23 protein-coding genes and 1 other RNA gene are annotated in these 24,684 nt (G+C 67.3%); 13 read left to right on the forward strand and 11 right to left on the reverse strand.

The window, feature by feature from the left end:
• Both BMZ69_RS21860 and BMZ69_RS21865 read right to left on the reverse strand, forming a co-directional pair.
• A complete protein-coding gene (locus tag BMZ69_RS21860) occupies positions 1-483 on the reverse strand; it encodes a GNAT family N-acetyltransferase (RefSeq protein ID WP_092160720.1) in 483 nt (160 codons plus the stop codon).
• A complete protein-coding gene (locus tag BMZ69_RS21865) occupies positions 480-1,274 on the reverse strand; it encodes a thymidylate synthase (protein WP_092160722.1) in 795 nt (264 codons plus the stop codon). Before BMZ69_RS21865 ends, BMZ69_RS21860 begins: the two co-directional genes overlap by 4 nt.
• A gap of 298 nt (positions 1,275-1,572) precedes the next feature.
• Between BMZ69_RS21865 and BMZ69_RS21870 the strand changes: the two genes are divergently transcribed.
• The 6 genes from BMZ69_RS21870 to BMZ69_RS21895 all read left to right on the forward strand — a co-directional run bounded on the left by BMZ69_RS21870 (position 1,573) and on the right by BMZ69_RS21895 (position 4,976).
• The gene (locus BMZ69_RS21870) at positions 1,573-1,869 is read left to right on the forward strand and encodes a PepSY domain-containing protein (protein ID WP_092160724.1); all 297 of its coding nucleotides are present in this window, start codon (positions 1,573-1,575) and stop codon (positions 1,867-1,869) included.
• Positions 1,870-1,960: 91 nt separating this feature from the next.
• Positions 1,961-2,347, forward strand: a transfer-messenger RNA (tmRNA) gene (ssrA, locus tag BMZ69_RS21875).
• Between the two features lie 159 nt (positions 2,348-2,506).
• The gene (locus BMZ69_RS21880; RefSeq protein WP_092160726.1) at positions 2,507-3,106 is read left to right on the forward strand and encodes an SspB family protein; all 600 of its coding nucleotides are present in this window, start codon (positions 2,507-2,509) and stop codon (positions 3,104-3,106) included.
• Between the two features lie 19 nt (positions 3,107-3,125).
• Positions 3,126-4,520 (forward strand): class II fumarate hydratase, encoded by a 1,395-nt coding sequence (gene fumC, locus BMZ69_RS21885; RefSeq protein WP_092160727.1) that lies wholly within the window; start codon positions 3,126-3,128, stop codon positions 4,518-4,520.
• Positions 4,521-4,522: 2 nt separating this feature from the next.
• Entirely contained in the window at positions 4,523-4,723 is a 201-nt protein-coding gene (locus tag BMZ69_RS21890; protein ID WP_092160729.1) for a DUF4169 family protein, read from the forward strand.
• A 10-nt stretch (positions 4,724-4,733) separates the two neighbouring features.
• Positions 4,734-4,976: a ribbon-helix-helix domain-containing protein gene (locus BMZ69_RS21895; protein WP_092160731.1), complete on the forward strand. Its 243-nt coding sequence runs from the start codon at positions 4,734-4,736 to the stop codon at positions 4,974-4,976.
• Here the strand turns inward: BMZ69_RS21895 and BMZ69_RS21900 are convergent.
• Entirely contained in the window at positions 4,960-5,868 is a 909-nt protein-coding gene (locus tag BMZ69_RS21900) for a LysR family transcriptional regulator ArgP (RefSeq protein ID WP_092160733.1), read from the reverse strand. The genes BMZ69_RS21895 and BMZ69_RS21900 overlap by 17 nt on opposite strands.
• A 92-nt stretch (positions 5,869-5,960) precedes the next feature.
• Here BMZ69_RS21900 and BMZ69_RS21905 point away from each other — a divergent pair, with 92 nt between their 5' ends.
• On the forward strand, positions 5,961-6,569 hold the full coding sequence (locus tag BMZ69_RS21905) for a LysE/ArgO family amino acid transporter (RefSeq protein ID WP_092160735.1): 609 nt from the start codon (positions 5,961-5,963) through the stop codon (positions 6,567-6,569).
• Between the two features lie 95 nt (positions 6,570-6,664).
• Here the strand turns inward: BMZ69_RS21905 and BMZ69_RS21910 are convergent, their stop codons facing one another.
• Both BMZ69_RS21910 and BMZ69_RS21915 read right to left on the reverse strand, forming a co-directional pair.
• On the reverse strand, positions 6,665-10,363 hold the full coding sequence (locus BMZ69_RS21910; protein WP_175506925.1) for an AsmA family protein: 3,699 nt from the start codon (positions 10,361-10,363) through the stop codon (positions 6,665-6,667).
• 96 nt (positions 10,364-10,459) lie between these two features.
• Positions 10,460-11,899: an FAD-linked oxidase C-terminal domain-containing protein gene (locus BMZ69_RS21915; RefSeq protein ID WP_210188070.1), complete on the reverse strand. Its 1,440-nt coding sequence runs from the start codon at positions 11,897-11,899 to the stop codon at positions 10,460-10,462.
• Positions 11,900-12,050: 151 nt separating this feature from the next.
• On the opposite strand from BMZ69_RS21915, the gene BMZ69_RS21920 reads away from it, so the two are divergent.
• The gene (locus BMZ69_RS21920; protein WP_092160741.1) at positions 12,051-12,617 is read left to right on the forward strand and encodes a thioesterase family protein; all 567 of its coding nucleotides are present in this window, start codon (positions 12,051-12,053) and stop codon (positions 12,615-12,617) included.
• Between the two features lie 14 nt (positions 12,618-12,631).
• Here BMZ69_RS21920 and BMZ69_RS21925 read toward each other — a convergent pair whose 3' ends face one another.
• Genes BMZ69_RS21925 through BMZ69_RS21935 form a run of 3 tightly spaced genes read right to left on the reverse strand, consistent with a single transcriptional unit; the run spans position 12,632 to position 15,391 of the window.
• Complete coding sequence (locus tag BMZ69_RS21925) at positions 12,632-13,432, reverse strand: ion channel (RefSeq protein WP_092160743.1); 801 nt, start codon at positions 13,430-13,432, stop codon at positions 12,632-12,634.
• Positions 13,433-13,478: 46 nt separating this feature from the next.
• Positions 13,479-14,096 (reverse strand): class I SAM-dependent methyltransferase, encoded by a 618-nt coding sequence (locus BMZ69_RS21930; RefSeq protein ID WP_092160902.1) that lies wholly within the window; start codon positions 14,094-14,096, stop codon positions 13,479-13,481.
• Between the two features lie 44 nt (positions 14,097-14,140).
• Positions 14,141-15,391, reverse strand: coding sequence for a BtaA family protein (locus BMZ69_RS21935; protein WP_092160903.1), 1,251 nt, complete (start codon positions 15,389-15,391; stop codon positions 14,141-14,143).
• Positions 15,392-15,607: 216 nt separating this feature from the next.
• Here BMZ69_RS21935 and msrB point away from each other — a divergent pair, with 216 nt between their 5' ends.
• Positions 15,608-16,039 (forward strand): peptide-methionine (R)-S-oxide reductase MsrB, encoded by a 432-nt coding sequence (gene msrB, locus BMZ69_RS21940; RefSeq protein ID WP_244543477.1) that lies wholly within the window; start codon positions 15,608-15,610, stop codon positions 16,037-16,039.
• A gap of 6 nt (positions 16,040-16,045) precedes the next feature.
• Here the strand turns inward: msrB and BMZ69_RS21945 are convergent, their stop codons facing one another.
• Positions 16,046-18,073 (reverse strand): PAS domain-containing protein, encoded by a 2,028-nt coding sequence (locus tag BMZ69_RS21945; protein ID WP_244543471.1) that lies wholly within the window; start codon positions 18,071-18,073, stop codon positions 16,046-16,048.
• A 119-nt stretch (positions 18,074-18,192) separates the two neighbouring features.
• Positions 18,193-19,845 carry an acyl-CoA dehydrogenase family protein gene (locus BMZ69_RS21950; RefSeq protein WP_092160745.1) on the reverse strand — a complete coding sequence of 551 codons (1,653 nt, stop codon included), beginning with the start codon at positions 19,843-19,845 and terminating at the stop codon, positions 18,193-18,195.
• 283 nt (positions 19,846-20,128) lie between these two features.
• Between BMZ69_RS21950 and BMZ69_RS21955 the strand changes: the two genes are divergently transcribed.
• The 3 genes from BMZ69_RS21955 to BMZ69_RS21965 all read left to right on the forward strand — a co-directional run bounded on the left by BMZ69_RS21955 (position 20,129) and on the right by BMZ69_RS21965 (position 23,195).
• Positions 20,129-22,468 (forward strand): UvrD-helicase domain-containing protein, encoded by a 2,340-nt coding sequence (locus BMZ69_RS21955; RefSeq protein ID WP_244543478.1) that lies wholly within the window; start codon positions 20,129-20,131, stop codon positions 22,466-22,468.
• A 234-nt stretch (positions 22,469-22,702) separates the two neighbouring features.
• A complete protein-coding gene (locus BMZ69_RS21960) occupies positions 22,703-22,897 on the forward strand; it encodes a type II toxin-antitoxin system HicA family toxin (protein ID WP_092160749.1) in 195 nt (64 codons plus the stop codon).
• Between the two features lies 1 nt (position 22,898).
• The gene (locus BMZ69_RS21965; RefSeq protein WP_092160751.1) at positions 22,899-23,195 is read left to right on the forward strand and encodes a type II toxin-antitoxin system HicB family antitoxin; all 297 of its coding nucleotides are present in this window, start codon (positions 22,899-22,901) and stop codon (positions 23,193-23,195) included.
• A gap of 141 nt (positions 23,196-23,336) precedes the next feature.
• Here the strand turns inward: BMZ69_RS21965 and BMZ69_RS21970 are convergent, their stop codons facing one another.
• Positions 23,337-23,732, reverse strand: a complete 396-nt coding sequence (locus BMZ69_RS21970) for a winged helix-turn-helix transcriptional regulator (protein WP_244543479.1) — start codon at positions 23,730-23,732, stop codon at positions 23,337-23,339.
• A gap of 124 nt (positions 23,733-23,856) precedes the next feature.
• On the opposite strand from BMZ69_RS21970, the gene BMZ69_RS21975 reads away from it, so the two are divergent.
• Positions 23,857-24,612, forward strand: coding sequence for an SDR family oxidoreductase (locus tag BMZ69_RS21975; protein WP_092160753.1), 756 nt, complete (start codon positions 23,857-23,859; stop codon positions 24,610-24,612).
• Positions 24,613-24,684: the final 72 nt, after the last annotated feature.

Raw genomic sequence — 24,684 nt, forward strand, 5'->3', positions numbered from 1 at the left:
TCAGCCCCCGACGGCGAGCTTGTGCAGCGCCGGCCCGTCGACCCGCTTCACCGTCCACTCGCTCTGCGCCACCGCGCCGATCGAGCGGTAGAACACCCGCGAGGGCTCGTTCCAGTTCAGCACCCACCAGGCGAAGCGCGACAGCCCTTCGTCGACGCAGCGCCTGGCGAGGCGCACCATCAGCGCCTTGCCGATGCCGCGGCCACGATGCTCGGGGCGGACATAGAGGTCTTCCAGCCAGATGCCGTGCCGGCCGGTGAAGGTCGAATAGGTGTAGAACCAGATCGCGAAGCCGGCGGGTTTCCCGTCCCATTCGGCGATGTCGCAGAACACCTTCGGCTCCGGGCCGAACAGGGCCGCCGCCATGTCGGCCTCATTGGCCTCGACCTCGTGCAGCAGCTTCTCGTATTCGGCGAGCTCGCGCACGAAGGAAAGCATTAGCCCGGCCTCGTCCGGCCGAGCGGGACGGATAGAGAGAGTCATACGGCGATCGGCGCCTTGATCGCCGGATGCGGGTCGTAGCCCTCGATCACGACATCCTCGAAGCGGAAATCCTCGAGCTTGCGCACCGCCTGATTGAGCCGAAGCGTCGGCAGCGCCCGCGGGGTCCGCGAGAGCTGCTCGCGCGTCTGGTCGAGATGGTTGAGGTAGAGATGCGTGTCGCCGAAGGAGTGGACGAAATCGCCGACGGCAAGGCCTGTCACCTGCGCGACCATATGGGTCAGCAGCGCGTAGCTCGCGATGTTGAAGGGCACGCCGAGGAAGACGTCGGCCGAGCGCTGGTAGAGCTGGCAGGACAGCCGCCCGTCGACGACGAAGAACTGGAACAGGCAATGGCACGGCGCCAGCGCCATCTTCGGGATATCGGCGGGATTCCAGGCCGAGACGATCAGCCGGCGCGAATCGGGATTGCGCCTGATCTCGTCGACCAGCCAGGCGATCTGGTCGATCGTTCCGCCGTCCGGAGCCGGCCAGGAGCGCCATTGCCTGCCATAGACCGGGCCGAGATCGCCGTTCGCATCGGCCCATTCGTCCCAGATGCTGACGCCGTTCTCCTGGAGATAGCGCACATTGGTGTCGCCGCGCAGGAACCAGATCAGCTCGTGGATGATCGATTTCAGATGCAGCTTCTTGGTCGTCACCAGCGGAAAGCCTTCCGACAGGTCGAAGCGCATCTGGTGGCCGAACAGGGCGAGCGTGCCGGTGCCGGTGCGGTCGTCCTTGCGGACGCCTTCGTCGAGGACGCGCTGCAGAAGAGCGTGATACTGGTGCATTGAATCCGAATTCGAATCTGAAAAGCCCGCGATATTAGCGCCATCCGCGCCGGCGCGCTCCCCGCCCGCCGCAGCTCTCAACCGCTTTTCACGCAGCCCTCGCGGCCGCGTCTCACGGCATCGAAATAAATCGTGATCGCCCGGCATATTGCAATGCCGAGGCGCCGCCCCAATGTGAATGCCCGATGAATAGAAGGGGCGCTTCGGGTCTGCGCTTGGAGCATCGGACGAAGGTGGCTTCCGGTTTGACGGAACGATCCGATGCTCCATCAAAAGCCCGGCTGATGAGGATCGTATCATGAGCAGACTATCCATGCTGGCCGCGTTGCTTCTGGCAGCGGGCCTGGCAGGGCATGCTTCGGCGTTGGCCTCGGCTGAAGCCAAGCCTCAGAACCCGGCGACCGCCACCGCGCCGAAGATCACGGAGTCCCAGGCGCGCTCGATCGCCTTCCGCCACGGCCTCGTCCATATCGAGGAGATCGCCCTCTCCGATTGGCGTTGGGAGATCGCCGGGCGCGCCCAGGGCGGCCTCGAGGTGACGCTCGATCTCAATGCCTATGACGGCACCGTGGTCGGCGGAGCGGCGGCGCCCTGATCGCATTTTCAGTGAAGACGGCACCAGGCCGCGGGATTTTTCCCGCGGCTTTTTTGCGCTTGCGCAGAAATTAGCCGGGGCGACCTCCTGCTCTCTTTCCCCGCGCGTTCGCAGCGCCTATATTCGGCTTGCCGCTCGCAAGGGCGGCTATGGTGATAAACGGACTTCGTAATAAGCCTTTCGGACCCGGGGGCGGTACCCGGCGCCTCCACCACAGCCCTGCGGCGCGAGCAGCGGGAACACTTGCAGCCTCGAGGCTGCAGGGCTGCGGCGGGGGCGAAATAGGATCGACGAGGGTGTAAAGGTTGTTCTTTTGCCCGGCATGGTTCCGCCGTTATCGGGCCGTTGCATAGTTGCCAACGACAACAATGCTCGGGTTGCTGTCGCCGCGTAAGCGGTGCTGGTTCCCAAACCAAAGCCCTTGCGCTTAGCCGCGTAAGGCGGGGCTCGGAGGCGCCTGGCAACAGAAGCCTCCACTTTTTTGCCCGGCTCAGGCGGCCGGCGCGGAGCAGCAGAGGAGGCCTTCCTTTGCATGAGAAGTGCTCTAAACTAATGGAATCGGTCACGTTTTTCGTTTCGGGGAGCTTCCCACCGGTCGCGGCGTGATCTAGAGGAGCGGAAACGGAACCCGGACCCGATGACCAAGGATATTCTCCGCTACGACCTGATGGTGCAGGACGCGCTCAAGGGCGTCGTCCGCAAGATCCTGTCCGAGGCGGGCCGCGACGGGCTCCCGGGCGAGCATCATTTCTACATCACCTTCCGGACCACCGCCCCGGGCGTGCGACTGTCGCAGCGTCTGCGCGAGAAGCATCCGGACGAGATGACTATCGTGCTCCAGCACCAGTTCTGGGACCTCAACGTCAGCGACCACGCCTTCGAGGTCGGCCTCTCCTTCTCCGGCGTGCCGGAGCGGCTGCTGATCCCCTATGACGCGATCACCACCTTCTTCGACCCGTCGGTCCAGTTCGGCCTGAAGTTCGAGACGCAGGACGCCGCCGGCGAAGCGCAGGCGAGCGAGCCCGCCGCCCCGGCGAAGACCCCGCGCGGCGCCGCCTCCGAGCCCAGCGTCGCCCCGGCCGCGCCGCTCGCCCTTCCGCCGAAGCCAGCGCAGAAGGCGCTGCCGGCGAAAGCGAAAGACGCTGCCGAGGCGGATGCCGAAGCCAAGCCGGCCGAAGCCGAGGAGGAAGGCGGCGCCCAGGTCGTCAGCCTCGACGCTTTCCGCAAGAAGACCTGAGACCTTAAGGACTCCCATCATGACCGGATTCCGCAGCGAGACCGATTCCTTCGGTCCGATCGACGTCGCCAACGACCGTTACTGGGCGGCGCAGACGCAACGCTCGCTGCAGAACTTCAAGATCGGCGGGCCGGCCGAGCGCATGCCGCTGCCGGTCGTGCATGCACTGGTCCTGGTCAAGAAGGCCGCCGCCACGGTCAATGCGCGGCTCGGCCTGCTCGACGGCAAGGTCGAGGCCGCGATCGTCCAGGCCGCCGACGAGGCGCTCGCCGGCAAGTTCGACGAGCATTTCCCGCTCGTCGTCTGGCAGACCGGCTCCGGCACCCAGTCGAACATGAACGTCAACGAGGTGCTGGCCAACCGCGCCAACGAGATCCTGGGCGCCGGACTCGGCAAGAAGAGCCCGGTCCACGCCAACGACCACGTCAACAAGGGCCAGTCCTCCAACGACAGCTTCCCGACCGCGATCCACATCGCCGCCGCGCTCGCCGTCGCGAATGAGCTCGTGCCTGCTCTGCGCCGGCTGAAGGACGCCTTCGACGCCAAGGCGAAGGCCTTCGCCGATCTCGTCAAGATCGGCCGCACCCATCTGCAGGACGCCACCCCGGTCACGCTCGGCCAGGAATTCTCCGGCTATGTCGCGCAGATCGAGCTCGGCATCGCCCGCATCGAGCAGACCCTGCCCGGCCTGCTGGCGCTCGCCCAGGGCGGCACCGCGGTCGGCACCGGCCTCAACGCCCATCTCGACTTCGCCAAGGCCTTCTCGGCCGAGGTCGCCAGGCTGACCGGCCTGCCCTTCCGCACCGCCGACAACCTGTTCGAGGCGCTCGCCAGCCATGGCGCCATCTCCTACAGCCATGGCGCGCTGACCGCGCTCGCCATGGATCTGTTCAAGATCGCCAACGACATCCGCTTGATGGGTTCGGGCCCGCGCTCCGGCCTCGGCGAGATCAGCCTGCCCGAGAACGAGCCGGGCTCCTCGATCATGCCGGGCAAGGTCAACCCGACCCAGGCCGAGGCGCTGACCATGGTCGCAACCCGCGTGCACGGCAACCAGGCGACCGTCGCCTTCGCCGCCAGCCAGGGCCATTTCGAGCTCAACGTCTTCAAGCCGGTGATCGCCCAGGCTTTTCTTCAGTCCGCGCGGCTCCTGGCGGACGCGGCCGACAGCTTCCGCACGAATTGCGTCGAGGGCATCGAGCCCAATCGCGAGCGTCTCACTGAGCTGCTCTCGCGCTCGCTGATGCTTGTGACCGCGCTTGCCCCGGCGATCGGCTATGACAAGGCCGCCGGCATCGCCAAGGCGGCCCATCACAACGGCACGACCCTGCGCGAGGAAGCGCTGAAGGCCGGCGTCGATGCCGAGCTGTTCGACAAGACCGTCGTCGCCGAAGAAATGCTCAGCCCGGGCTGATCATGGCCGAGATCGTCAATCTCCGCCGCGCCCGCAAGGCCCGTGACCGGGCGAGCGCCGAGGCGCAAGCCGAGCAGAACAGGATCGCGTTCGGCCGCACCAAGGCCGAGCGCAAGCTGAGCGAGGCGGAGAAAGCGCTGGCTGAGCGCCGCTTGGAAGGCCATCGCCTCTCCGACGATCCCGACGGCAAGGACAAGGCGTGAGCGGCGGACCATGAGCGGCCTGCGAAAACGCTCCCTCGCCATCGCCGGCCACCGCACCAGCGTCTCGCTCGAGGAACCCTTCTGGGAAGCGCTGAAGGAGATCGCGGCCGCCGAGAAGCGGCCGATCGCCAGCCTGGTGGTGGAGGTCGATTCCAGCCGCGGCGAGCTCAATCTCTCCTCGGCGCTGCGGCTGCGCGTGCTGGCGCATTATCGCGGGCGGACAGAGACCGCGAAGCTCATCCCTGCGGATTGACCAAAAGGCTGCGCGCCGTCTCGACCACGGCGCGCGTCAGATCCACCAGCCGCTCGGCCGCGACCCGGTTGACCTGCCAGAACAGGGGCGTGTCGAGCACCATCCCGGCCATGAGTTCGCAGAGCCGGCCGGCATCCAGATGCTCGCGCACCAGCAGCTCCGGATTGGCGCTCCAGCCGATGCCGAGCAGGCTCGCCTCGACGAAGCCCTGCGTCGACGGCACCCAGTGCACTGGGTGGGTGGGGCTCTCGCCGAAGGCAGCCTCCATCCACTGGCTCTGCAAGCGATCCTTCTGATTGAAGACCAGCGACGGCGCCTGTCCGAGCGCAGGCAATGTCACCCCATTGGTAAAATGGCGCGCCATGAAGCCCGGGCTTGCCGTCGCGAGATAGCGCAACGAGCCGAGCGGGATGACGCGGCAGCCCTGGATCGGCTTGTTCAGCGCGGTGACGGCAGCAAGCACCCGCCCCTGTCGCAACCAATCGGCCGTATGCTCCTGATCGTCGACGGCGATGTCGATGAGATGTGGGCTCCGCTCCGCGAACGCCGCCACGGCACGCAGGAACCAGGTTCCGAGGCTGTCGGCATTGGCGGCGACCCGCAAGGTGACGCGCTGTTGCGGCTGGTCCGGCTCGGCCAGCGCGGGCAGCCGCGTCATCAGCTCACCCTCCAGCAGGCCGACCTGCTCCATATGGCGACAGAGCCATTCTCCCCGCTCGGTCGCGGTGCAGGGTTGCCCCCGGATGATCAGCACGGTGCCAAGCCGCTCCTCGAGTTGCTTTACGCGCTGCGACACGGCCGACGGCGTGACGTTGAGCGCCTGCGCCGCCTTGTCGAAGCTGCCGGTCCTGACCACGAGCGAGACGGCCTGCAAGCCGGGATAATCGAGCATCGCATTAGCTCTGCTTAATCGGAGTAACGATATTTAACTACACTAAAGGAACCTCACCACCTAGGCAGAACGGCGAAACAGGATCGCCGCCAATGCCCCTCTCCGTCTATGTCACCGGCTTCACCATGGGCCTCAGCCTGATCGTAGCCATCGGCGCCCAGAACAGTTTCGTGCTGCGGCAGGGCCTCAGGAACGAGCATGTCTTCGCGGTCTGCCTCACCTGCGCGCTCTCGGATGCGGTGCTGATCCTGGCCGGCGTCGTCGGCCTGAGGCAGGCGACGGCGATGCTGCCAATGCTCGAGCCGGCCCTGCGCTATGGCGGCGCCGCCTTCCTGATCTGGTATGGCGCGCGCAGCCTGGTTTCGGCCCTGCGCTCCTCCGAGGCGCTGGCGGTCGGCACCGCCGGTGGCGCGACGCTCTCCGCCAGCCTCGTCACCTGCGCCGCGCTGACCTGGCTCAACCCGCATGTCTATCTCGACACGGTGCTGCTGATCGGCAGCATCGCCAGCCAGTTCCCCGGACAGGAACTGGTCTTCGCCGGTGGCGCGATGACGGCCTCGTTCCTGTTCTTCTTCGGGCTCGGCTATGGCGCCCGCTGGCTGCGCCCGCTCTTCGCCGATCCCAAATCCTGGCGGATTCTCGACGGCATCGTCGCCGCCACCATGTGGGCGATCGCGTTCAAATTGCTGCAAGGCGGCTGATCGGACAGAACAGAAAATCCTGCACAATCAGCAGTTTGCGAGAAAATATTGAATCAACGCCACACGTGTTTGATTCAGTTTCCCAGCATGTTGAATCAGTTCTGTAGCGGCGAGCGCGACAGCGGCCGCGGCACCGACTGGATGTCGAGCGGCGGCGGCAATGGCGGGGCCTCGCCACGCGGCCTGCCATATCCCGGCGGATCGCCCGGAATGTAGGAGGGTGGCGCGCCCTGCAGGATCATCGGCCCCGGCCGCCCCTCGATAGCGGCCCGGATCGCCGCCTGCCTGGCCCGCTCCTCGGCTTCGGCCCGGCGCCGCTCGTCCTCGGCCTTCCGCAATTCCTCCTGGCGCTTCGCGACTTCCGCCTTGCGCGCCTCCTCGGCGATGCGCGCTTCTTCCAGCCTGCGGGCGATCTCCGCCCTGCGCGCTTCCTCGGCCTGCCTTGCTTCCTCGGCGCGCCGTGCGATCTCGGCCTTGCGGGCTTCCTCGGCGAGCCTGGCCTCCTCGGCCTTGCGCGCTTCCTCCGCCCGTTTCTCCTCGGCGATGCGACGTTCCTCCTCCGCCTTCAGGAACTCGGCGAGCTTGCGCTCGTTTTCGCGGAGCTCGCGCTCGGCTCGCAGGCGGCGCACATGCATCGCCCGCTCGCGCTGATCGGCCTCGAAGGCCTCGACCCGCTCGATCTCGCGCGCCAGCGCCCGCGCCGCCACGACATTGGAGAGCGCCCCGACATCGGTCTCGCGACGCGGCGCCTCCAGCGGCCCGCGCCAGGCGACGCCGACCTGCGGCATCTGGTCCGGCCAGCCCTTCGGCGCGGCCCCGAGCGGACGCAGATTCAGGCGCAGATCGGTGGTCATCGCCCGCCAGTCGACCAGGCCGGTCGCATCGGCCCTGAGACCGGCACGCTCGACCGAGACGGGTGAAACCCGCAGCACGCCCGCCGCCTGGGTGAAGGGGATGGTGACGTCGCCGAGTGGCCAGCTCGCCTTCTCCAGTGCCTCGCCGATCCGGTCCTGCAGGCGCCCAGTCTCGCTTTCGGAGGCGTCATCACCCGTCGCGGCGATCACCTTGGAGATCGCCGCAGGGTCGAAGCGGGCCATGCCGGCGCCGGAGACGCTGATCGAGCCGGCGCCGCCGAGTGCCGCGATCAGCCGTGCCGGGCTCTCGCCCGAGCCGCCAGCCTCGAAGCTGCCCGACAGCTTGCCGGTCAGCGCTCCCTTGGTCAGTGTGGCAAGGTCGAGCCCGTTGAGGCCGAGCCTGCCGGTGATCTGCGCCAGCCCGCCCTCGCGGCGGGCGGTGAGCCGCCCGCTGACCTCGCCGCCGGCATGGTTGCCGCGCAGATTGTCGAGGACGAGCCCATCCGGCCCTGCTGTCAGGTCGAGCCGAGCCTTGGACAGGGCGATCTTGTCGGTCAGGTCAAGCCGCTCGGCGGCAAGGGCCAGCCTGATCTCCCCGAGCCCTGTCGCGCCCTGGAAGCGGCTCGGCGACCACTGGCTGCCAGCCACCGGCTGGGCCTGGCCGAGCACCGCCGTGAGCGCGGGCTGCAGGGCGAGATAGGGAAGATCGAGTCGCCCGCCGATCCCGTTTTCGGCCGAGAAGCTCAGCACGCCGCGCGCCGCCTTGCCGCCGGCATTGACGACGAGATCGTCGAGCCTGGCTTCTTCGCCGAAGCTGACACGCCCGGAGGCATCGAGAACGCCGTCCGGAACCAGCCGCGCCAGCCCGTCCGGCAGCACCTGGTCCGGCCCGTCGGCCTGCAGGCTGAGCCGCGCCCCGCCCCCGGCGCTCTCCAGAACCAGCATCAGCCCAGGACCGGCGAGCGAACCGACCGGACCGTTCGAGCCGAAGCCGAGCGACAGCTCGCCCGAGCCGCCGCGTGCCGGGCGCGGCAGGCCGAAGGCTGCAAAGGCACGGCGCCGGTCATCCAGCGAGAGCTTCACGTCGCCGCCGCTCCACTGCCCGGCGGCGTCGAGCTTGCCGTTGAGCGAGAGCCTCCCGGCCTGGGCCGAGCCCTCCGCCACGACGCTGGTCTCGCCATTGGACGCACGCGCCAGCTTGAAGCCGGCATCGATGCCGGCGAGCCCGTCCTCGATCCGCGGCAGTACGCGCCGGAAGCCTTCCGGCAGCAGCGGCCCGGCCAGCGCCGTCAGCGCGGCGAAGCGCGGCGCCCGCACCCGCCCGGCGATCTCGCCGCCGCCCGGCAACAGCGCGCCCTCGCCTTCGACCTTGACGCCGCCGAAACCGTCGACCGCCAGGCGGCTGAGGCGCCAATCGGCGCCCTGCCGGGCCAACGCGAGCCGGGCCGAGCCTGGCGGCGTCGCAAGATAGCGCAACCCGTTCAGGGTGAGATCGAGCGCAAGATCGCGCCGGCCCGCGAGCGCGTTCAGACTGTCGCCGGCCGGCAGGGTCGAAAGGTCGAGCCCATTCACCGTCAGCTTGGCATCGAGCCTGCTCGGCGTGATCGCGCCGGACCCTTCCAGCCGAGGACCAGAGCCCGCCCGCGCGGTCATGCGGGCGATCGCGAGGCGCTCACTGCTCCAGTCCAGCGTCGCCGTCCCGTCGAAGCTGCGCAGGGCGGCAAAGCTGTCGGCCAGCCCGGCCTCGACGCCGAGCCGCGCCAGCGCCAGCGCCGCCCGGCGGGCATCGGGTGCCTTCGCCTCGACCGTGCCGCGAAAGCCCTGGCCATCGAGCGCGCCACGCGCGTCGAGGACGGCGTTGGCGATCCTGACCGTGGCGCTGCCCGCCTCGATCCCGTCGCCATCAAGCTTGCCGCGCAGGGCAAAGCCGCTGAAGTCTTCGCCGCGCCAGACGATCTGGTCGAGATCGAGCGAGAGATCGACCGGCCCCGGCAATGCCTGCAGGGCACGCTGATAGCCCGGCCGCTGGGCGAGCGCTTCGCTCAGTGCGTCGGCATCGAGCCGGCGCGCCTTGAGCTGGATGCTGCCTTTGCTGTCAGCGGGATTGAATGAGCCCTCGCCTTCCAGCCGCGCCGCACCGCCGGCGATGTCGATGGCGAGACCGGAGAAGTCGAGGCGGCGGCTGTCGCCGGCGACCCGCCCAGCCAGGCTGACGGCCCCGCCCGGCGCCATCGTGAAACTGCCTTCGAGCCCGGGCCTGACACGCTGTTCCGCTCCGCCAAGGATCAGCGAACCGTCGAAACCGAATTGCGTCTGCTCGCCGATGAGCGACGCCTTGGTCCGCAATCGCCCGTCGGCCTCGATGGCGCCGGTCGCGAAGCGCAGGGACGAGCCGGCGATCTCGCCTTCGACGCGCCAGGGCCCATGCAGGGCAACGGCGGAGACATCGACCGAGATCGGCGCCAGCGTCTGCGCCGCTTTGCCGGGTTCGCGCCAGATCACGGCTGCACGGCGGATCGCCAGCCGATCGATCGCCGTCTCGCTCGGCAAGCCGGCGCCCTGACGGGCCGGCAGCGCGATGGCGCCGCTCTCGTCGGCGGTAAGGTTGAGCGTCAGCCCATCCGCCTCGGCTTCGACCAGCCTGAACTCGCCGCGCGCCAGCGGCGCCAGCGCGAGCTCGGCCGTCAACGTCTCGATCGTAGCGCTGCTCGTGCCACTTTCGCCCGAACCGAGGCGGACCTCGCCGAGCTTCAGCCGCGGCGATGGCAGCAGCCGCAGCCCGATCTCGCCGGCGACGCGCGTCTCCACGCCGAGCGCGGCGCTGATGCGTTGCTCGAAATGGGGCCTGTACTCGCGCCAGTCGACGAAGCCCGGCCCCAGCAGCGCGGCCAGCAACGCCGCGACGAGCAGCCCGGCCAGAAAGGTCAGGGCCTCACGCACGCTCTTGCATTGATCCTCAACATGTCGACGGCGCAATCATGCACGCAAGTCGCGGCAGGATCACGACATTCTTGCGAATGATCCCCGTCTGGAATGTCACAAGGCGATGATCTTGCCGGGATTGAGGATGTTCTGCGGGTCGAGCGCGCGCTTGATCAGCCGCATCGTGGCGAGCGCGGCCGGGCTGTGCTCGATCGCGAGGTACTTCATCTTCTTCTGGCCGACGCCGTGCTCGCCGGTGCAGGTGCCTTCCATGGCGAGCGCTCGCTTGACCAGCCGGTCGATGAAGGCCTCGCAGCGCGCAACCTCGTCGGGATCGGCGAGATCGACCAGCGGCTGCGTGTGAAAATTGCCGTCGCCGACATGGCCGACGATCGGCGCGATCAAGCCTGACGCCTCGATGTCGCGCTTGGTCTCGTCGACGCATTCGGCCAGCCGCGAGATCGGCACGCAGACATCGGTCGCGACCGATTCCGCCCCGGGACGCAGCGCGCGGGCCGCCCAATAGGCGTCGTGCCGCGCCTGCCACAGCTTCGAACGATCCTCCGGCCTGGTCGCCCAGTCGAACGGCCCGCCGCCGAATTCGGCCGCGATCTCGCCGAAGCGCTCGGCCTGCTCCTTCACTCCCTCCTCCGAGCCGTGGAACTCGACGAACAGCATCGTCGTCTCCGGCAGGCCGAGCTTGGAATGCAGGTTGACGCCGCGCATCATCACGTCGTCGACCAGCTCGATCCGCGCGATCGGCAGGCCCGATTGGATCGTCATGATCGTCGCGTCGCAGGCCGCCTTCACCGAAGGGAACGGGCAGACGCCGGCCGACATCGCCTCGGGGATTCCTTGCAGCTTCAGCGTCACCTCGGTGATGATGCCGAGCGTGCCTTCCGAGCCGACGATCAGGCGGGTGAGATCGTAGCCGGCCGAGGATTTGCGGGCCCGGCTCGCCGTCTTGACGATCGAGCCGTCGGCCATCACCGCGGTCAGCGCGATGACATTGTCCTTCATCGTGCCGTAGCGCACGGCGTTGGTTCCGGAGGCGCGCGTCGCCGCCATGCCGCCGATCGAGGCATCGGCGCCAGGATCGATCGGGAAGAACAGGCCCTGGTCACGCAGGTGCTCGTTGAGCTCCTTGCGGGTGATGCCGGGCTCGACGGTGCAGTCGAGATCCTCGGCATGGACCGCGACGACCCGCTTCATCTGCGACATGTCGATGCAGACGCCGCCGAAGGGCGCGTTGACATGGCCCTCCAGCGAGGTGCCGGTGCCGAAAGCGATGGCGGGAACCCCGTGCTTGGCGCACAATTTGACAATGGAGGCCACCTCTTCGGTGCTCTCAGGATAGACCACCGCATCCGGCGGCTGGTTCGGGATCCAGGTCAGGGTATGGCCGTGCTGCTGCCGGACCGCGAGGCTGGTGACGAGCCGGTTGCCGAACAGCGCCGCCAGCGCCTGCGTCAGCGCCGCAATGGCCTGCGGCGAAGGCGGCAGCTCTGCAACACGAGCAAGGGGGGCCTGAGACGCGGAAGCGGAAGAAGGCATTGTCATGGCTGGAGAACTTCGCCTAGTCTGGAATGGTTCGGCCCTGGAGTAGCGGCTTGTGTTGTTTTCACGCGCCGCGCCCGCGCCGGCAAGAGCCGGCGGTGCAGAGCCGCCTACGCATCGACGACAGACGGACCGAAAGGAGGAGCCGATGCCGGACGAAATTCGCACGCCCGCTTTGTTTTTTGCTCCCTTCGTCTCGTCCCCGATGCGGGTCGAGCCGCACTGGATCGACTATAACGGCCATCTCAACATGGCCTATTACCATGTGTTGTTCGATCGCGCAGTCGACGAGGTCTTCTCGCTGGTCGGCCTGAACCAGGACTATGTCGAGAGCCGTCACGCCTCCTTCTTCGCCGCCGAATGCCATGTGCTCTATAAGCGCGAGCTGACGGAGGGCGATCTCGTGCGGGTCACCGCGCAACTCATCGCCTTCGACGACAAGCGGCTGCACTACTATCTCGAGATGCGCCATGCCAGCGAAGGCTGGCTCGCCGCGACCTCCGAGAACCTATCGCTGCACGTCGACATGAACGATCGCAGGGTGACCCCCTTCCCGCCCGACATCCTCGCCAATCTCGCGATCATGAAGGCGGCGCATGCGCAGATGCCGCGCCCGGCCACGGTCGGCCGGATGATCGGCATGCCGCAGAAGAGCGCGATCACCCTCGGCGAGCCGGCGCCGGAAGCGGAACGCGAGACGGAGACGCGGCACTAGCTCCGGAATCGGAGCTAATCGTCGCCGTCCGGGATCTTCAGCCGGTGGCCGCAGGCCTTGCAGTGTACGGCGTCGGGCTCATGGCGCTGCAAGGCGCATTCCGGGCAGGAAAATGTCACCTTGTGCGGCCGGAACACCGCCTGCGCCAGTCGCACGAACAGCGAGATGCCGGTGATCATCACCACGATCGAGGTCAGCTTGCCGGCGATGCCCGGCAAGGTGATGTCGCCGAAGCCGGTCGTCGTCACCGTGGTGACGGTGAAATAGAGCGCCTCGACATAGCCCTCCAGCCCCGACCGGTTCATGAAGAAGAAGGTGTAGACGAAGCCGGTGACGACGAAGAGGAAGGTCGCGAGGTTGATCAGCGCCCGCGCCACGTCCTCCCAGTCGCGATAGCGCGTCTGCCGCAATTGCGCCCAGAGCTGGCCGCGCTGCGACAACGACCAGAGCCTTAAGATTCGCAGGAAGCCGAAATTCTCCAGCCATTGCGGCGCCAGCAGCGTCGCCAGGATGAAGAGGTCGAGCAGCATGGTCGGCTGGCGCAGCAGCCGCAGCATGTTCGAGGAGGCGAGGAAGCGCGCCGCGATCTCGGCGGCGACGATGAGCGCGACGGCATAGTCGAGCCAGAGGAATTCCGGCCGGTCGCGCAGCATCGGCGTTGCGATGAAGAAGCCGATGATCAGAAGATCGACGATCAGCGTCGCGAACTGGAAGCGCAGCGCCGCCGGGGTGCGGCCGTGATAGAGTTGGCGCAGGCGGTCGCGCAGCCCGGATCGTCCAGTGCTGCTGTCGTCGGGATCGGCGGCGGCGCTCATGGTGCTGGCGTAGCAGCGCAGCAGCGACGGCGTCCAGTCCTGGCGCTCAAGCCGGCCGGATCGCGACCGCCTGCACGCTGTAACCGCCGAACAGCCGAGTCGTGCTGCCGATCGTCCCGGTCTCGGCGCAGAGATCGGTCACGACTGCATCGAGATCCCGGCGCGGCGTGACATGGAACAGCGCCAGCCAGCGATTCAGCACCGCTCTGAACGGCCCCGGCAGATGCGCCTGGTCGCCGAAATCGACGATGTGCAGCGCGCCGCCCGGTGCAACGACGGCGAGCCCCTGTGCCAGCGCCTCGCGCCAGGGCGGGATCATCGAGAGCGCATAGGAAATCACCACTCGCTCGAAGCCGGCGCGGCCGAATAGTGCCTGCGAATCGAAATCCGTCGCATCCGCCTGCGCCAGGACGATCCGCTCGGACAGCCCCGCCTTCGCCACCTGCTCGCGGGCGGTGCGCAGCATCTCCTCGGAAACGTCGAGGCCGTAGCAGCGTGCGTGCGGATAAGCCTGCGCGATCTTGATCAGATTCCGGCCCGTGCCACAGCCGACCTCGAGCACTGCCCCGCCCGGCGGCGGCTTCAGCTCGGCAATCAGCCCGTCGCGGCCAAGCAGGTAGAATTTGCGGGTCGCATCGTAGATGTGCCGCTGGAAGCGGTACATCCGGTCCATCAGGCCGGCGGCATCCGCCCTGCCCTCCGCCGCGCTCACGCAGCCGCTCCACGGACATAGAGGTGGAAGGCGCCGTAGATCGAGGAGCGATCACGCGCCCCGAGCTCGCGGCTGCGCTCCTCCTGGTACTGCCATTGCGACAGGATCGCCTCCGGCACGCGGCCCGGCAGCAGGCGCTCGTCGGCGGCGGTGCGGAAGATCACCCGGGCACCCGGGGCGGCACTGCGGGTGATCTGCGCCCACAAGGCCGTCAAATCGGCATCGTTCATCCAGTCCTGCGCATCGAGCAGCACGAAGCCATTGCAGCTCTCGGCCGGCTGCTTCTCGAGGAAGGCGGTGATCGCGCTCTGATGATAGGAGACACGCCCGGCGCGCGCCTTCACCGCCTCGAAATGGCCGCGTTCCAGATAGGGCGGCACCGCAGCATCCGGCTCCGGCCCATAGCCGCGGCCGAAGGCCTGCCAGGCGAAATAGTTGGTCTTGAGGTCGAAGCCGCAGGCGAGCCGCTCCAGCCGGTGGCGCAGCACGGCGCGGATGCCGGCATCGCCGTCGGCGGCGAGCGCCTTGTACTGTGCCGGCGGGATCCCGAGGCCGTAGAGCGAGGCCGGCTGGCGGACCAGCCAGCGCACCAGCTTCTTGTCGAAGACCGGCGCCAGATGCCGGTCGAACAGCGCCCGCTGCTCCTCCATCGTCTTGGCTTTCAGCATCACTCTGGGGTCGAAGCCGAGCCGGCGGGCTACGAAATGCCCGGTGCCGATGAAGCGGCCGAGCAGGCCGTAGCGGTAGAAGTTGCGGGCGAAGACCTCGATGCGACGGCGGCCGGCAAGGTTGCGGCCCTCCCAATAGGCGCGGCTAACGGCATCGAGCCGCGGCGCGATCAGGCGGTCATAGGTCTCGACATTGGCCTTCGACTGCGCCTGCCCGAAGAAGCGGCGGAAGACCGCGTGATCGTCGATCTCGGCCAGCGCGGCGAGCTTAAGATGGCCCAGCGCGATATGGGCGCCGTTGAGGTCGATCGCGCTGATCTTCGCCGGGTCGGCGGTGAGATAGGACAGGATGTTGCAGGACCCGGAGGCGATCGCGACGAGGTGGTCGCTGGGCTGCAGCGCCAGCGCCGCCATGTCGACGACCGGGTCCTCCCAGATCTGAGGATAGACCAGCCCGGAGAAGGCGAGCGTGAACATCCGCTCCAGCACGCCGGCGCGCGACAGGGGCTTGCTGCGATGGACGGCGGTGTTGAGGCCGAGATTCGTCGTGCGCTTCACCGCGCGGATCGTCTGCGTCACGAGAGCCTCGTTTCCGCCCATTGCGATGGCGAGCCGACTAGAGGAGTCGCGTGACGGTTGGGTGACGCGGCGGGCAGCCGGAGAAGCGAGCGATCATTGCCGAACACGAACGTGAAGCACTCCATGTTGCGGAGGGCTGAAATCAGGAAGACAAATCCCCATATCACGCGCGACAATCGAACAAGAGCGCACGGAAAGGAGCCTCGCATGGGCCTGATGGACATGTTCGCCAAAACGGGAAAGCCGGCAGAGCGTGAATTCCCCTTCCAGCTCAGCGACGCCGAATGGCGCCGGAAGCTGACGCCGGAGCAGTACCAGGTGCTGCGCGGCCACGGCACCGAGCGGGCTGGCTCCTGCGCGCTGAATTTCGAGAAGCGCGCCGGCACCTTCTCTTGCGTCGGCTGCGGCCAGCCTCTGTTCAAGTCGCACAAGAAGTTCGAGAGCGGCACCGGCTGGCCGAGCTTCGACCAGCCGCTGGAGGGCGCGGTCGAGGAGAGCGAGGACTACAGCTACGGCATGCACCGGGTCGAGGTACATTGCGCCAATTGCGGCGGCCATCTCGGCCACGTCTTCCCCGACGGCCCGCCGCCGACCGGCCTGCGCTACTGCATCAACGGCGTGGCGATGGATTTCGCGCCGGACGTCTGACGGGCATCAGCGCTTCGCCTCCCTGCGCCTGTCGATCAAGTCCCGGACACGCTGTGCGAAGATCTCCATCTCGAACGGCTTGGTCATGATGTGCATGCCCGGTTCGAGATGGCCATGGTTGAGCACCGCGTTCTCGGCATAGCCGGTGACGAACAGCACTTCGAGGCCGGGACGGCGCTGGCGCGCCGCGTCGGCGAGCTGGCGGCCGTTCATGCCCCTCGGCAGCCCGACATCGGTCACGAGCAGATCGATCGGCTGCTTGCTGTCGATGATCCTCATCGCCGAAGGACCGTCATCCGCCTCGATCACGGCGTAGCCCAGCTCTTCAAGCTGCTCGACGACGAGCATTCTGACCAAAGGCTCGTCGTCGACGACCAGGATGGTTTCTCCCCCGGCCGCCGGCGCGGGCACTACGGAATCCGTGGCGGCTTCGCCGGCTTCGACGACCTCGCCCATATGGCGCGGCAGGTAGATGCAGATCATCGTGCCCTTGCCGGGCTCCGAATAGATCCGTGCCGCACCGCCCGACTGGCCGGCGAAGCCGTAAACCATTGATAGGCCAAGTCCGGTGCCTTGCCCGATCGGCTTGGTCGTGAAGAACGGATCGAAGGCGCGCTCGACCACCTCCGCCGCCATGCCCGTACCGGTGTCGGAGACGCAGAGCGAGACGTACTGACCCGGCTTCAGGTCTCGCGCCTTTGCCGCCCGCTCGTCCATCCAGCGATTGGAGGTCTCGATCGTCAGCCGGCCCCCATCCGGCATGGCGTCGCGCGAATTGATGCAGAGATTGAGCAGCGCGTTCTCGAGCTGGCCGGCATCTGCGAACACTGTCCACAGGCCCGCGGCGCCGACCGCCTCAATCGCGATCGTCGGGCCGACGCTGCGCGCGATCAGATCGAGCATGCCGTTGACCAGCGTATTCACATTGACCGGCCTGGGGTCGAGCGTCTGGCGCCGTGAAAAGGCGAGTAGCCGCTCGGTCAGGCTGGCGGCCCGCCGGACCGCGCTTTTTGCGCCCGTCAGGAAACGCTCGACGTCCGCGATCCGGCCCTGCGCGATCCGCGCCTGGGCCATTTCGAGGCTGCCGCCGATGCCGGCGAGAATGTTGTTGAAGTCGTGGGCGATGCCCCCGGTGAGCTGGCCGACGGCCTCCATTTTCTGGCTCTGGCGCAGAGCCTCTTCGGCCTTCATCAGTTCGGCCGAGCGCTTTTCGACTTCCTGCTCCAGCGTCGCATTGAGCTCGGCCAATGCGATCTCGGCTTTGCGGCGGGCGGTGATGTCCTGGAAGATGACAGCGACCTGCCTGCGGCTCGGCGGATCGATCCGGACTGCGGCAAGATCGAGGTAGCGGCCGGTCGCGACGAGCTCCTGCTGGAAGCGGATCGGCTCGCCGGTGCGCAGCACCGCCCCATAGCGCGCGACCCAGGCGTCCGCCTCGTCCGGCACCATCTCGCGCAGTTTCTGGCCGACGACATTGGGGATGCCGGCGTGGCGCTCATAGGCGGCATTGGCCTGGATGTGGACATAGTCGCTGTCCGGGCCATGTGGCCCGTCGAAGAACTCGATGATGCAGAATCCTTCATCGATGGCGTCGAACAAACCCCTGTACAGCGCCTCGCTCTCGCGCCGCGCCCGTTCCGCCAGGGTTCGCTCGGTGACATCGGCCCCCTCGATGAAGATCGCGTTGACCTTGCCATCGCTGTCGCGGAGCGGCTGGTAGACGAAATCGAGGAAGCGCTCCTGCGTCGGCCCGCCGGGCTCGGCCTGGATCACAAAGCGCGCGCCGTTCGCGGCATAGGGCACGCCGGTGCGATAGACGTCGTCGAGGATGCCCACGACACCCTGCGCAACGGCGTCCGGCAGCGCCTCCGCCACGGTGCGGCCGACGACCTCGCGATCGCCGATCAATCTGAGATAGCTCGGATTGGCGAGATCAAAACGGTGTTCTGGCCCGCGCAGCAGCGCCATGAAGGTCGGCGCCTGCTCGAACATCTGCGTCAGAATGGGGGCGATGAGGCCGGCGTCGCTGTGCACGTCGATCGTTCCGCAAATGTCGGGGCAGGGATGCTCCGACACGACAGAATGCGCGGCGGCGGCAGCTGGTTCCTTCGCACGCGGGCGCAATCGAGGAAAGGTCGATCTGTCCGCCTCCGTCAGACCTCCGGCACCGCCCTTCTGGCCAGCGTCACCGCATCGACCGCCAGCGGCAGGTCGCCGAACTGCCCGGACCAGTGCCCGCCGAGCCGCGTCGCGACGAAGGCGTCCGCCACCGCATGCGGCGCATGGCGGATCAGCAGCGCACCCTGCAGCATCAGCGCCAGACGCTCGGTCAGCAGCCGGGCCTGGCCTTCATGCCGGATGAGATCTTGCAAATCGTTCTCCAGCGCCTGCAGCGCCGCGTCATAGCGCCGGTCCTGCCCGGAGACCGCGTGCAGTTCCGCTCGCAGCGCCTGCAGCGAGCCCGGCTCGCGCTCGAGCGAGCGCAACACGTCGAGGCAGATGACGTTGCCCGAGCCTTCCCAGACCGAGTTGAGCGGCGCCTCGCGATAATGCCGCGCCATCGGGTTCTCCTCGATGAAGCCGTTGCCGCCATGGCATTCGAGCGCCTCGACGACGACCGCCGGCGTGCGCTTCGCCACCCAGTATTTCGCCAGCGGCGCGCCGATCCGAGCCAGCAGCTTCTCGCTCTCGGACTGCTCCTGCCGGTCGACCGCGGCGAAGAGCCGGAAGGCGAGCCAGGCCGCGGCCTCCGCCTCGATCGCGAGATCGGCGAGGACGTTCTGCATGATCGGCTGGTCGATCAAGAGGCGCTGGAAGGCGGTGCGGTGCTGGGCGTGATGGCCGGCGAGCATCACCGCCTGACGCATCAGGCCGGCCGAAGCCGCAGCGATATCGAGCCGGGTATTGTGGTTCATCGACAGGCTGGTGCGCAGACCTCGGCCGGGATCGCCGAGCATATGGCCGATCGCACCGCGGAATTCGACCTCGGAGGAGGCGTTCGAGCGGTTGCCGCATTTGTCCTTGAGGCGCTGGATCGCGATCCCGTTGCGCTCGCCATCCTGCCGCCAGCCCGGCACGACGAAGCAGGAGATGCCCTCCTCATGGCGCGCCAGCGTCAGGAAGACGTCGGAATGCGGCACCGAGAAGAACCATTTGCTCCCATGCAGCGAATAGGTGCCGTCGCGATTGTCATAGGCGATGGTCTGGGTCTGGCGCAGATCCGAGCCGCCCTGCGTCTCGGTCATCGCCATGCCGACGGTCGCGCCCGCCTTGCCGGCGGCGGGTCCCTGGCTCTTGTCGTAGCTCTTCGAGGAGATTAGCGCGCCCCATTCCGCCCAGCGCGCCCGGTCCTGCTTCAGCACCGGGATCGCCGAATAGGTCATCGAGATCGGGCAGCAGATGCCGCTCTCGCAGCCATACCAGAGATATTGCAGGGCGGCCCGCGCCACCTGCGCCCCCGGCCCCGGCCTGTTCCAGGCGAGCGCATGCGTCTCCTGCCCGATGGCGCGGGCCATCAGCGCGTGCCAGGCCGGGTGGAACTCGATCTGGTCGATGCGATTGCCGAAGCGGTCATGGCTGCGCAGTTCCGGCCCGTGCCGGTTGGCGAGCCGCGCCATCTCGATCGTCTCGGCCGCGCCCACCGTCCGCCCGGCCTCGTGCAAACGCTCATCGGCCCAGCCGGCATCGAAGGCCGCGATCGCCGCCTTCAGCACGGGATCGGCGGCATAGGCGTCGTAATCGGCCAGCGGCGGCACCTGGTTGGTGACATGGTGGGCCTGCCCCGGCGCTGATCCTGCTGACGGCATCGGTCGCTCCTGCGATCTAGACTCTCTCAGCCCTCATCCTGAGGAGCCATTTCGTCAGAAATGGCGTCTCGAAGGATGCTTCAGATGCCTTCCGAACCTCCTAGAGCATCCTTCGAGACGCGGGCTGAAGCCCGCTCCTCAGGATGAGGGCTCAGGAAATCGGGCGATCATGCTGCCGTCCACATCCTGATCCAGCAATCCCCCGCGCGACACCCTATATTGACCGCAGAACGAATCACGATCGAGCAGCGTCAACTTGTCCGATAGCACCACCTCCGCCCCCCTGCCCCGTCCCGGCGGCCTCGCATCGCGCGCGGCCGCGCAGCCGGCAGCCGGCTATCTGCAGGGGCTCAACCCGGAGCAGCGCCAGGCGGTCGAGGCGACCGACGGCCCCGTGCTGGTGCTGGCCGGCGCCGGCACCGGCAAGACCCGCGTCCTCACGACCCGCATCGCCCATCTGATCGCGACCGGCCGCGCCTATCCCTCGCAGATCCTCTCGGTGACCTTCACCAACAAGGCGGCGCGCGAGATGAAGGAGCGCGTCGCGAACCTCGTCGGCCCGGTCGCCGAGGGCATGCCCTGGCTCGGCACCTTCCACTCGATCTCGGCCAAGCTCCTGCGCCGCCATGCCGAATTGGTCGATCTGCGCTCCGATTTCACCATCCTCGACACCGACGACCAGATTCGCCTGATGAAGCAGGTGATCCAGGCGGAGGGGATCGACGAGAAGCGCTGGCCCGGCCGGATGCTGGCCGGCTTCATCGATAGCTGGAAGAACCGTGGGCTCGCGCCCAAGGACGTGCCGCCGGGCGAAGCCGGCGTCTTCGCCTCCGGCAAGGGCGGCAAGCTCTACGCCGCCTATCAGGAGCGCCTGAAGACGCTGAACGCCGTCGATTTCGGCGACCTGCTGCTGCACTGCCTGACGCTGTTCCGCGAGCATCCGGAATTGCTGGCGAGCTATCACGAGCGCTTCCGCTACATCCTCGTCGACGAGTACCAGGATACCAACGTCGCCCAGTATCTCTGGCTGCGCCTTTTGGCGCAGGGCCGGCGCAACATCGCCTGCGTCGGCGACGACGACCAGTCGATCTATGGCTGGCGCGGCGCCGAGGTCGACAACATCCTGCGCTTCGAACACGATTTTCCGGGTGCGACCGTGGTCCGGCTCGAGCGCAATTACCGCTCCACCGGCCATATCCTCGCCACCGCCGCCAAGCTGATCGCCCGCAACGAGGGCCGCCTCGGCAAGACCCTGCGCACAGAGGACGAGGCCGGCGAGAAGGTCACCATCACCGGCGCCTGGGACAGCCAGGAGGAGGCCCGCCTGATCTCGGACGAGATCGAGGCGATGCAGTCGAGGGGCGAGAACCTCTCCGAAGTCGCGATCCTCGTCCGCATCTCCGCCCAGATGCGCGAGATGGAGGAGCGGCTCATCCATGTCGGCGTGCCCTATCGCGTCATCGGCGGCCCGCGCTTCTACGAGCGCGCCGAGATCCGCGACGCCATGGCTTATCTGCGCTGCGTGGTGAGCCCGACCGACGACCTCGCCTTCGAGCGCATCGTCAACGTGCCCAAGCGCGGCCTCGGCGACGCCACCATCCAGCTCCTGCACAACCATGCGCGCGCCACCGGCTTCTCGCTGATGCAATCGGCACGGGCGGTGGTCGAGACCGAGGAACTGAAGCCCAAGGCCCGCACCGCCTTGCGCGAGCTGGTCGAGGCCTTCGCCCGCTGGCAGGCCAAGGCCGAGGCGATGCCGCAGGGCGAGCTCGCCGAGCTTGTGCTGGAAGAGAGCGGCTACACCGAAATGTGGCAGAAGGACCGCTCGGCCGACGCCGCCGGGCGCCTCGAGAACCTCAAGGAGCTGGTGCGCTCGCTCGACGAGTTCCCGGACCTGCCTTCCTTCCTCGAGCACGTCTCGCTGGTGATGGATGCCGATAGCGGCGATGGCGGAGCCCGCGTCTCGATCATGACGCTGCATGCCGCCAAGGGGCTGGAGTTCGACACCGTCTTCCTGCCCGGCTGGGAGGAAGGGCTGTTCCCGAGCCAGCGCGCCCTCGACGAGAACGGCCGCGCCGGGCTGGAGGAGGAGCGCCGCCTCGCCCATGTCGGCCTGACCCGGGCCCGCAAGCGCCTCAAGCTCTATTTCGCCTCGAACCGCCGCATCCACGGTCTCTGGCAGTCGAGCTTGCCGTCGCGCTTCATCGATGAACTGCCGGAGGACCATGTCGAGGTCGTCCAGGCGCCCACGGCCTACGGCCAGGGCGGCTACGGCGCATCGCGCTTCGAGCGCATGGAAAGCTTCGGCTCATCCTACCAGACGCCGGGCTGGCAGCGCGCCCAGGAGAACAAGGCGAAGTTCAACTCGGGCGGAGGCTCCGGCTTCTCCGACGCCGGCCAGCGTGGCTTCGGTTCAGGCCGCCAGCGCGGCCCGATGCTGATCGAGGGCGAGCTGACGGCGAAATCGACGGGAAGCTCCGCTTATGATCCCGGCGCCCGCGTCTTCCACGTCAAGTTCGGCCCCGGCTCGGTCGCCAGCGTCGACGGCAACAAGCTGACGGTGGATTTCGACAAGGCCGGTCGGAAGATGGTGCTAGACTCATTCGTTCAGAAGGCGGTGTAGGTAAGGTCGAATGGGTCATTCTGATCGCACAAAACAAAATAAGAAATATCAATAACTTAGCAGATAAAGCAATTTATTCACAGCGAATCAGTGCTCACGCCACATGATGCAGCGCATAAAATATCAATATTTTCAAATGGTTAGAGAGATACCCCTTTCACTATTCGATTTGTTCGGAGCCAACCTAGCTTACCTATAAATAGATAGGTGCTTTTTGATTCGTTCGAGGCACCTATGCTCAACAACAGCAGCGACCTCATTCGCCGCCTCGAACGCGAGGGCTGGGAATGCGTGCGCATCGCCGGCTCGCACCATGTCTTCAAAAAGCCCGGCGTCCATGACAATATCTCGGTGCCGCATCCGAAGAAGGCGCTCGGACCCGGTCTCGTGCTGAAGATTTACAAACAGGCAGGCTGGCCGCGCGATTGAGATGACCCACTACGTCGCCATCATCGAGGACGCCGGTCCCGACCACGCCGTCGGCGTCTGGTTTCCGGATCTGCCCGGCTGCTTCTCGGCCGGCGATACGCTGGACGAGGCCATGGCGAATGCGCCCGAGGCGCTCGCGCTCTGGATCGAGTCGATGGTCGAGGACGGCAAGACGATCCCGCGCGCTCGCGCACCCAGTGAATTGAAGGCCGATCCCGAGACGGCAGCCGATATGGCGGCTCATACCATAGCGCTCATTCCAGCACCGAGCCTCGCCTTCCAGCCAGCGGCGGAATAGGCGCCAGAACCTCGCCGTCATGCTCGCCCTTGTGGCGAGCATCCACGTCTTGAACACCGCGACGCCCGAACGAAGACGTGGATGGTCGGGACAAGCCCGACCATGACGGGAAGGGCTGCATTTGAGGCGCGAAAGAGGCACCTACCCCTCCTCCCGCTCGCGAAAGGCCCGCCGCGCCGCCGAGACCTCGGCGTGATAGGTCTCCGCCCAGGTCCAGACGCCGCAGAAGGCCGCGCTGAGCTCGCGGCCGAGCTCGGTCAGCGTGTAGTCGACATGCGGCGGGATCACCGGGTGGACGGTGCGGACCACCAGCCCGTCGCGCTCCATCTCGCGCAGCGTCTTGGTCAGCATCTTCTGGCTGATGCCGCCCACGATCCGCCCGCATTCGGTGAAGCGCAACGTGCCGTGCTCCTCCAGCGCCTCCAGCACCAGCATCGTCCATTTGTCGGCCACCTGCGCGATCACCTGGCGCACCAGCGATTCCACCGCCTTCGAGACCGGCGGGATCTCCTCGCTGCGCTTGTGCATCGCGGCCATCGCCTCGCGGATCGCATGCATGCCGACACTCTCCTTCTGGTGCGTATCGAACCTTTGGGCGCCTTCTTTCGATTGAAGAGTATCGACGCCAGCTGATGTCTCGCAACCAGGAAAGGGATTTGCGATGAACATCACCGGCAACACCATCCTCATCACCGGCGGCGGCTCCGGCATCGGCCGGGCACTGGCCGACGCCCTGCACAAGGCCGGCAACCAGGTCGTCATCGCCGGCCGGCGCGAGGCGCTGCTCCATGAGGTGACCTCGGCCAATCCGGGCATGGAAGCCCTCCTGCTCGACATCCAGGATAAGGACGATGTCGCGGCCTTCGCCAGGCAGGCGGTCGAGAGCTTTCCGGCGCTCAACGTCGTCGTCCACAATGCCGGCATCATGCGCAGCGAGGCCGTGGCGACCGGCGATTTCCTGGCTACCGCCGAGGAGACGATCGCGACCAACCTGCTCGGGCCGATCCGCCTCACCGCCGCCCTGCTGCCGCATCTGCTGAAGCAGGAGCGCGCGGCGATCCTGACCGTCTCCTCCGGCCTCGCCTTCGTGCCGCTGGCGACGACGCCGACCTATAGCGCCAGCAAGGCCGCGATCCATTCCTGGTCGATGGCGCTGCGCGAGCAGCTCAAGGCGACCCCGGTCGAGGTCGTCGAGATCGCGCCGCCCTATGTGCAGACCGAACTGCTCGGTCCGCAGCAGGCGGTCGATCCCGCGGCGATGCCGCTGGCCGAGTTCACCAGCGAAGTGATGGCGCTGCTCGAAAGCGCTCCGGTCTCCGGCGAGATCATCGTCGAGCGCTGCAAGCCGCTGCGCTTCGCCGCCGAGAACGGCCAGGTCGCCGCGATATTCGCCCAGCTCGCGGCGCAGCACGGCTGAACGCCGGCCACCAACTGCCGGCACAGGCGAAGCAATCCAGAGCCTCTTCGATGCCCCGCGATTGCTTCGCCG

Source organism: Allobosea sp. CRIB-10, from assembly GCF_900112185.1.
GTDB lineage: Bacteria > Pseudomonadota > Alphaproteobacteria > Rhizobiales > Beijerinckiaceae > Allobosea.

What these genes read in the sequence shown, in the direction of transcription:
- BMZ69_RS21925 (WP_092160743.1), bottom strand. Translation starts at nt 13,432, where the DNA reads ATGAGCGCCGCCGCCGATCCCGACGACAGCAGCACTGGACGATCCGGG.
- BMZ69_RS21890 (WP_092160729.1), top strand. Translation starts at nt 4,523, where the DNA reads ATGGCCGAGATCGTCAATCTCCGCCGCGCCCGCAAGGCCCGTGACCGG.
- BMZ69_RS21920 (WP_092160741.1), top strand. Translation starts at nt 12,051, where the DNA reads ATGCCGGACGAAATTCGCACGCCCGCTTTGTTTTTTGCTCCCTTCGTC.
- BMZ69_RS21930 (WP_092160902.1), bottom strand. Translation starts at nt 14,096, where the DNA reads ATGTACCGCTTCCAGCGGCACATCTACGATGCGACCCGCAAATTCTAC.
- BMZ69_RS21965 (WP_092160751.1), top strand. Translation starts at nt 22,899, where the DNA reads ATGACCCACTACGTCGCCATCATCGAGGACGCCGGTCCCGACCACGCC.
- BMZ69_RS21880 (WP_092160726.1), top strand. Translation starts at nt 2,507, where the DNA reads ATGACCAAGGATATTCTCCGCTACGACCTGATGGTGCAGGACGCGCTC.
- BMZ69_RS21960 (WP_092160749.1), top strand. Translation starts at nt 22,703, where the DNA reads ATGCTCAACAACAGCAGCGACCTCATTCGCCGCCTCGAACGCGAGGGC.
- BMZ69_RS21975 (WP_092160753.1), top strand. Translation starts at nt 23,857, where the DNA reads ATGAACATCACCGGCAACACCATCCTCATCACCGGCGGCGGCTCCGGC.
- BMZ69_RS21895 (WP_092160731.1), top strand. Translation starts at nt 4,734, where the DNA reads ATGAGCGGCCTGCGAAAACGCTCCCTCGCCATCGCCGGCCACCGCACC.
- msrB (WP_244543477.1), top strand. Translation starts at nt 15,608, where the DNA reads ATGGACATGTTCGCCAAAACGGGAAAGCCGGCAGAGCGTGAATTCCCC.
- BMZ69_RS21970 (WP_244543479.1), bottom strand. Translation starts at nt 23,732, where the DNA reads ATGGCCGCGATGCACAAGCGCAGCGAGGAGATCCCGCCGGTCTCGAAG.
- BMZ69_RS21915 (WP_210188070.1), bottom strand. Translation starts at nt 11,899, where the DNA reads ATGCCTTCTTCCGCTTCCGCGTCTCAGGCCCCCCTTGCTCGTGTTGCA.
- BMZ69_RS21900 (WP_092160733.1), bottom strand. Translation starts at nt 5,868, where the DNA reads ATGCTCGATTATCCCGGCTTGCAGGCCGTCTCGCTCGTGGTCAGGACC.
- BMZ69_RS21865 (WP_092160722.1), bottom strand. Translation starts at nt 1,274, where the DNA reads ATGCACCAGTATCACGCTCTTCTGCAGCGCGTCCTCGACGAAGGCGTC.
- BMZ69_RS21950 (WP_092160745.1), bottom strand. Translation starts at nt 19,845, where the DNA reads ATGCCGTCAGCAGGATCAGCGCCGGGGCAGGCCCACCATGTCACCAAC.
- BMZ69_RS21870 (WP_092160724.1), top strand. Translation starts at nt 1,573, where the DNA reads ATGAGCAGACTATCCATGCTGGCCGCGTTGCTTCTGGCAGCGGGCCTG.
- BMZ69_RS21905 (WP_092160735.1), top strand. Translation starts at nt 5,961, where the DNA reads ATGCCCCTCTCCGTCTATGTCACCGGCTTCACCATGGGCCTCAGCCTG.
- BMZ69_RS21860 (WP_092160720.1), bottom strand. Translation starts at nt 483, where the DNA reads ATGACTCTCTCTATCCGTCCCGCTCGGCCGGACGAGGCCGGGCTAATG.
- fumC (WP_092160727.1), top strand. Translation starts at nt 3,126, where the DNA reads ATGACCGGATTCCGCAGCGAGACCGATTCCTTCGGTCCGATCGACGTC.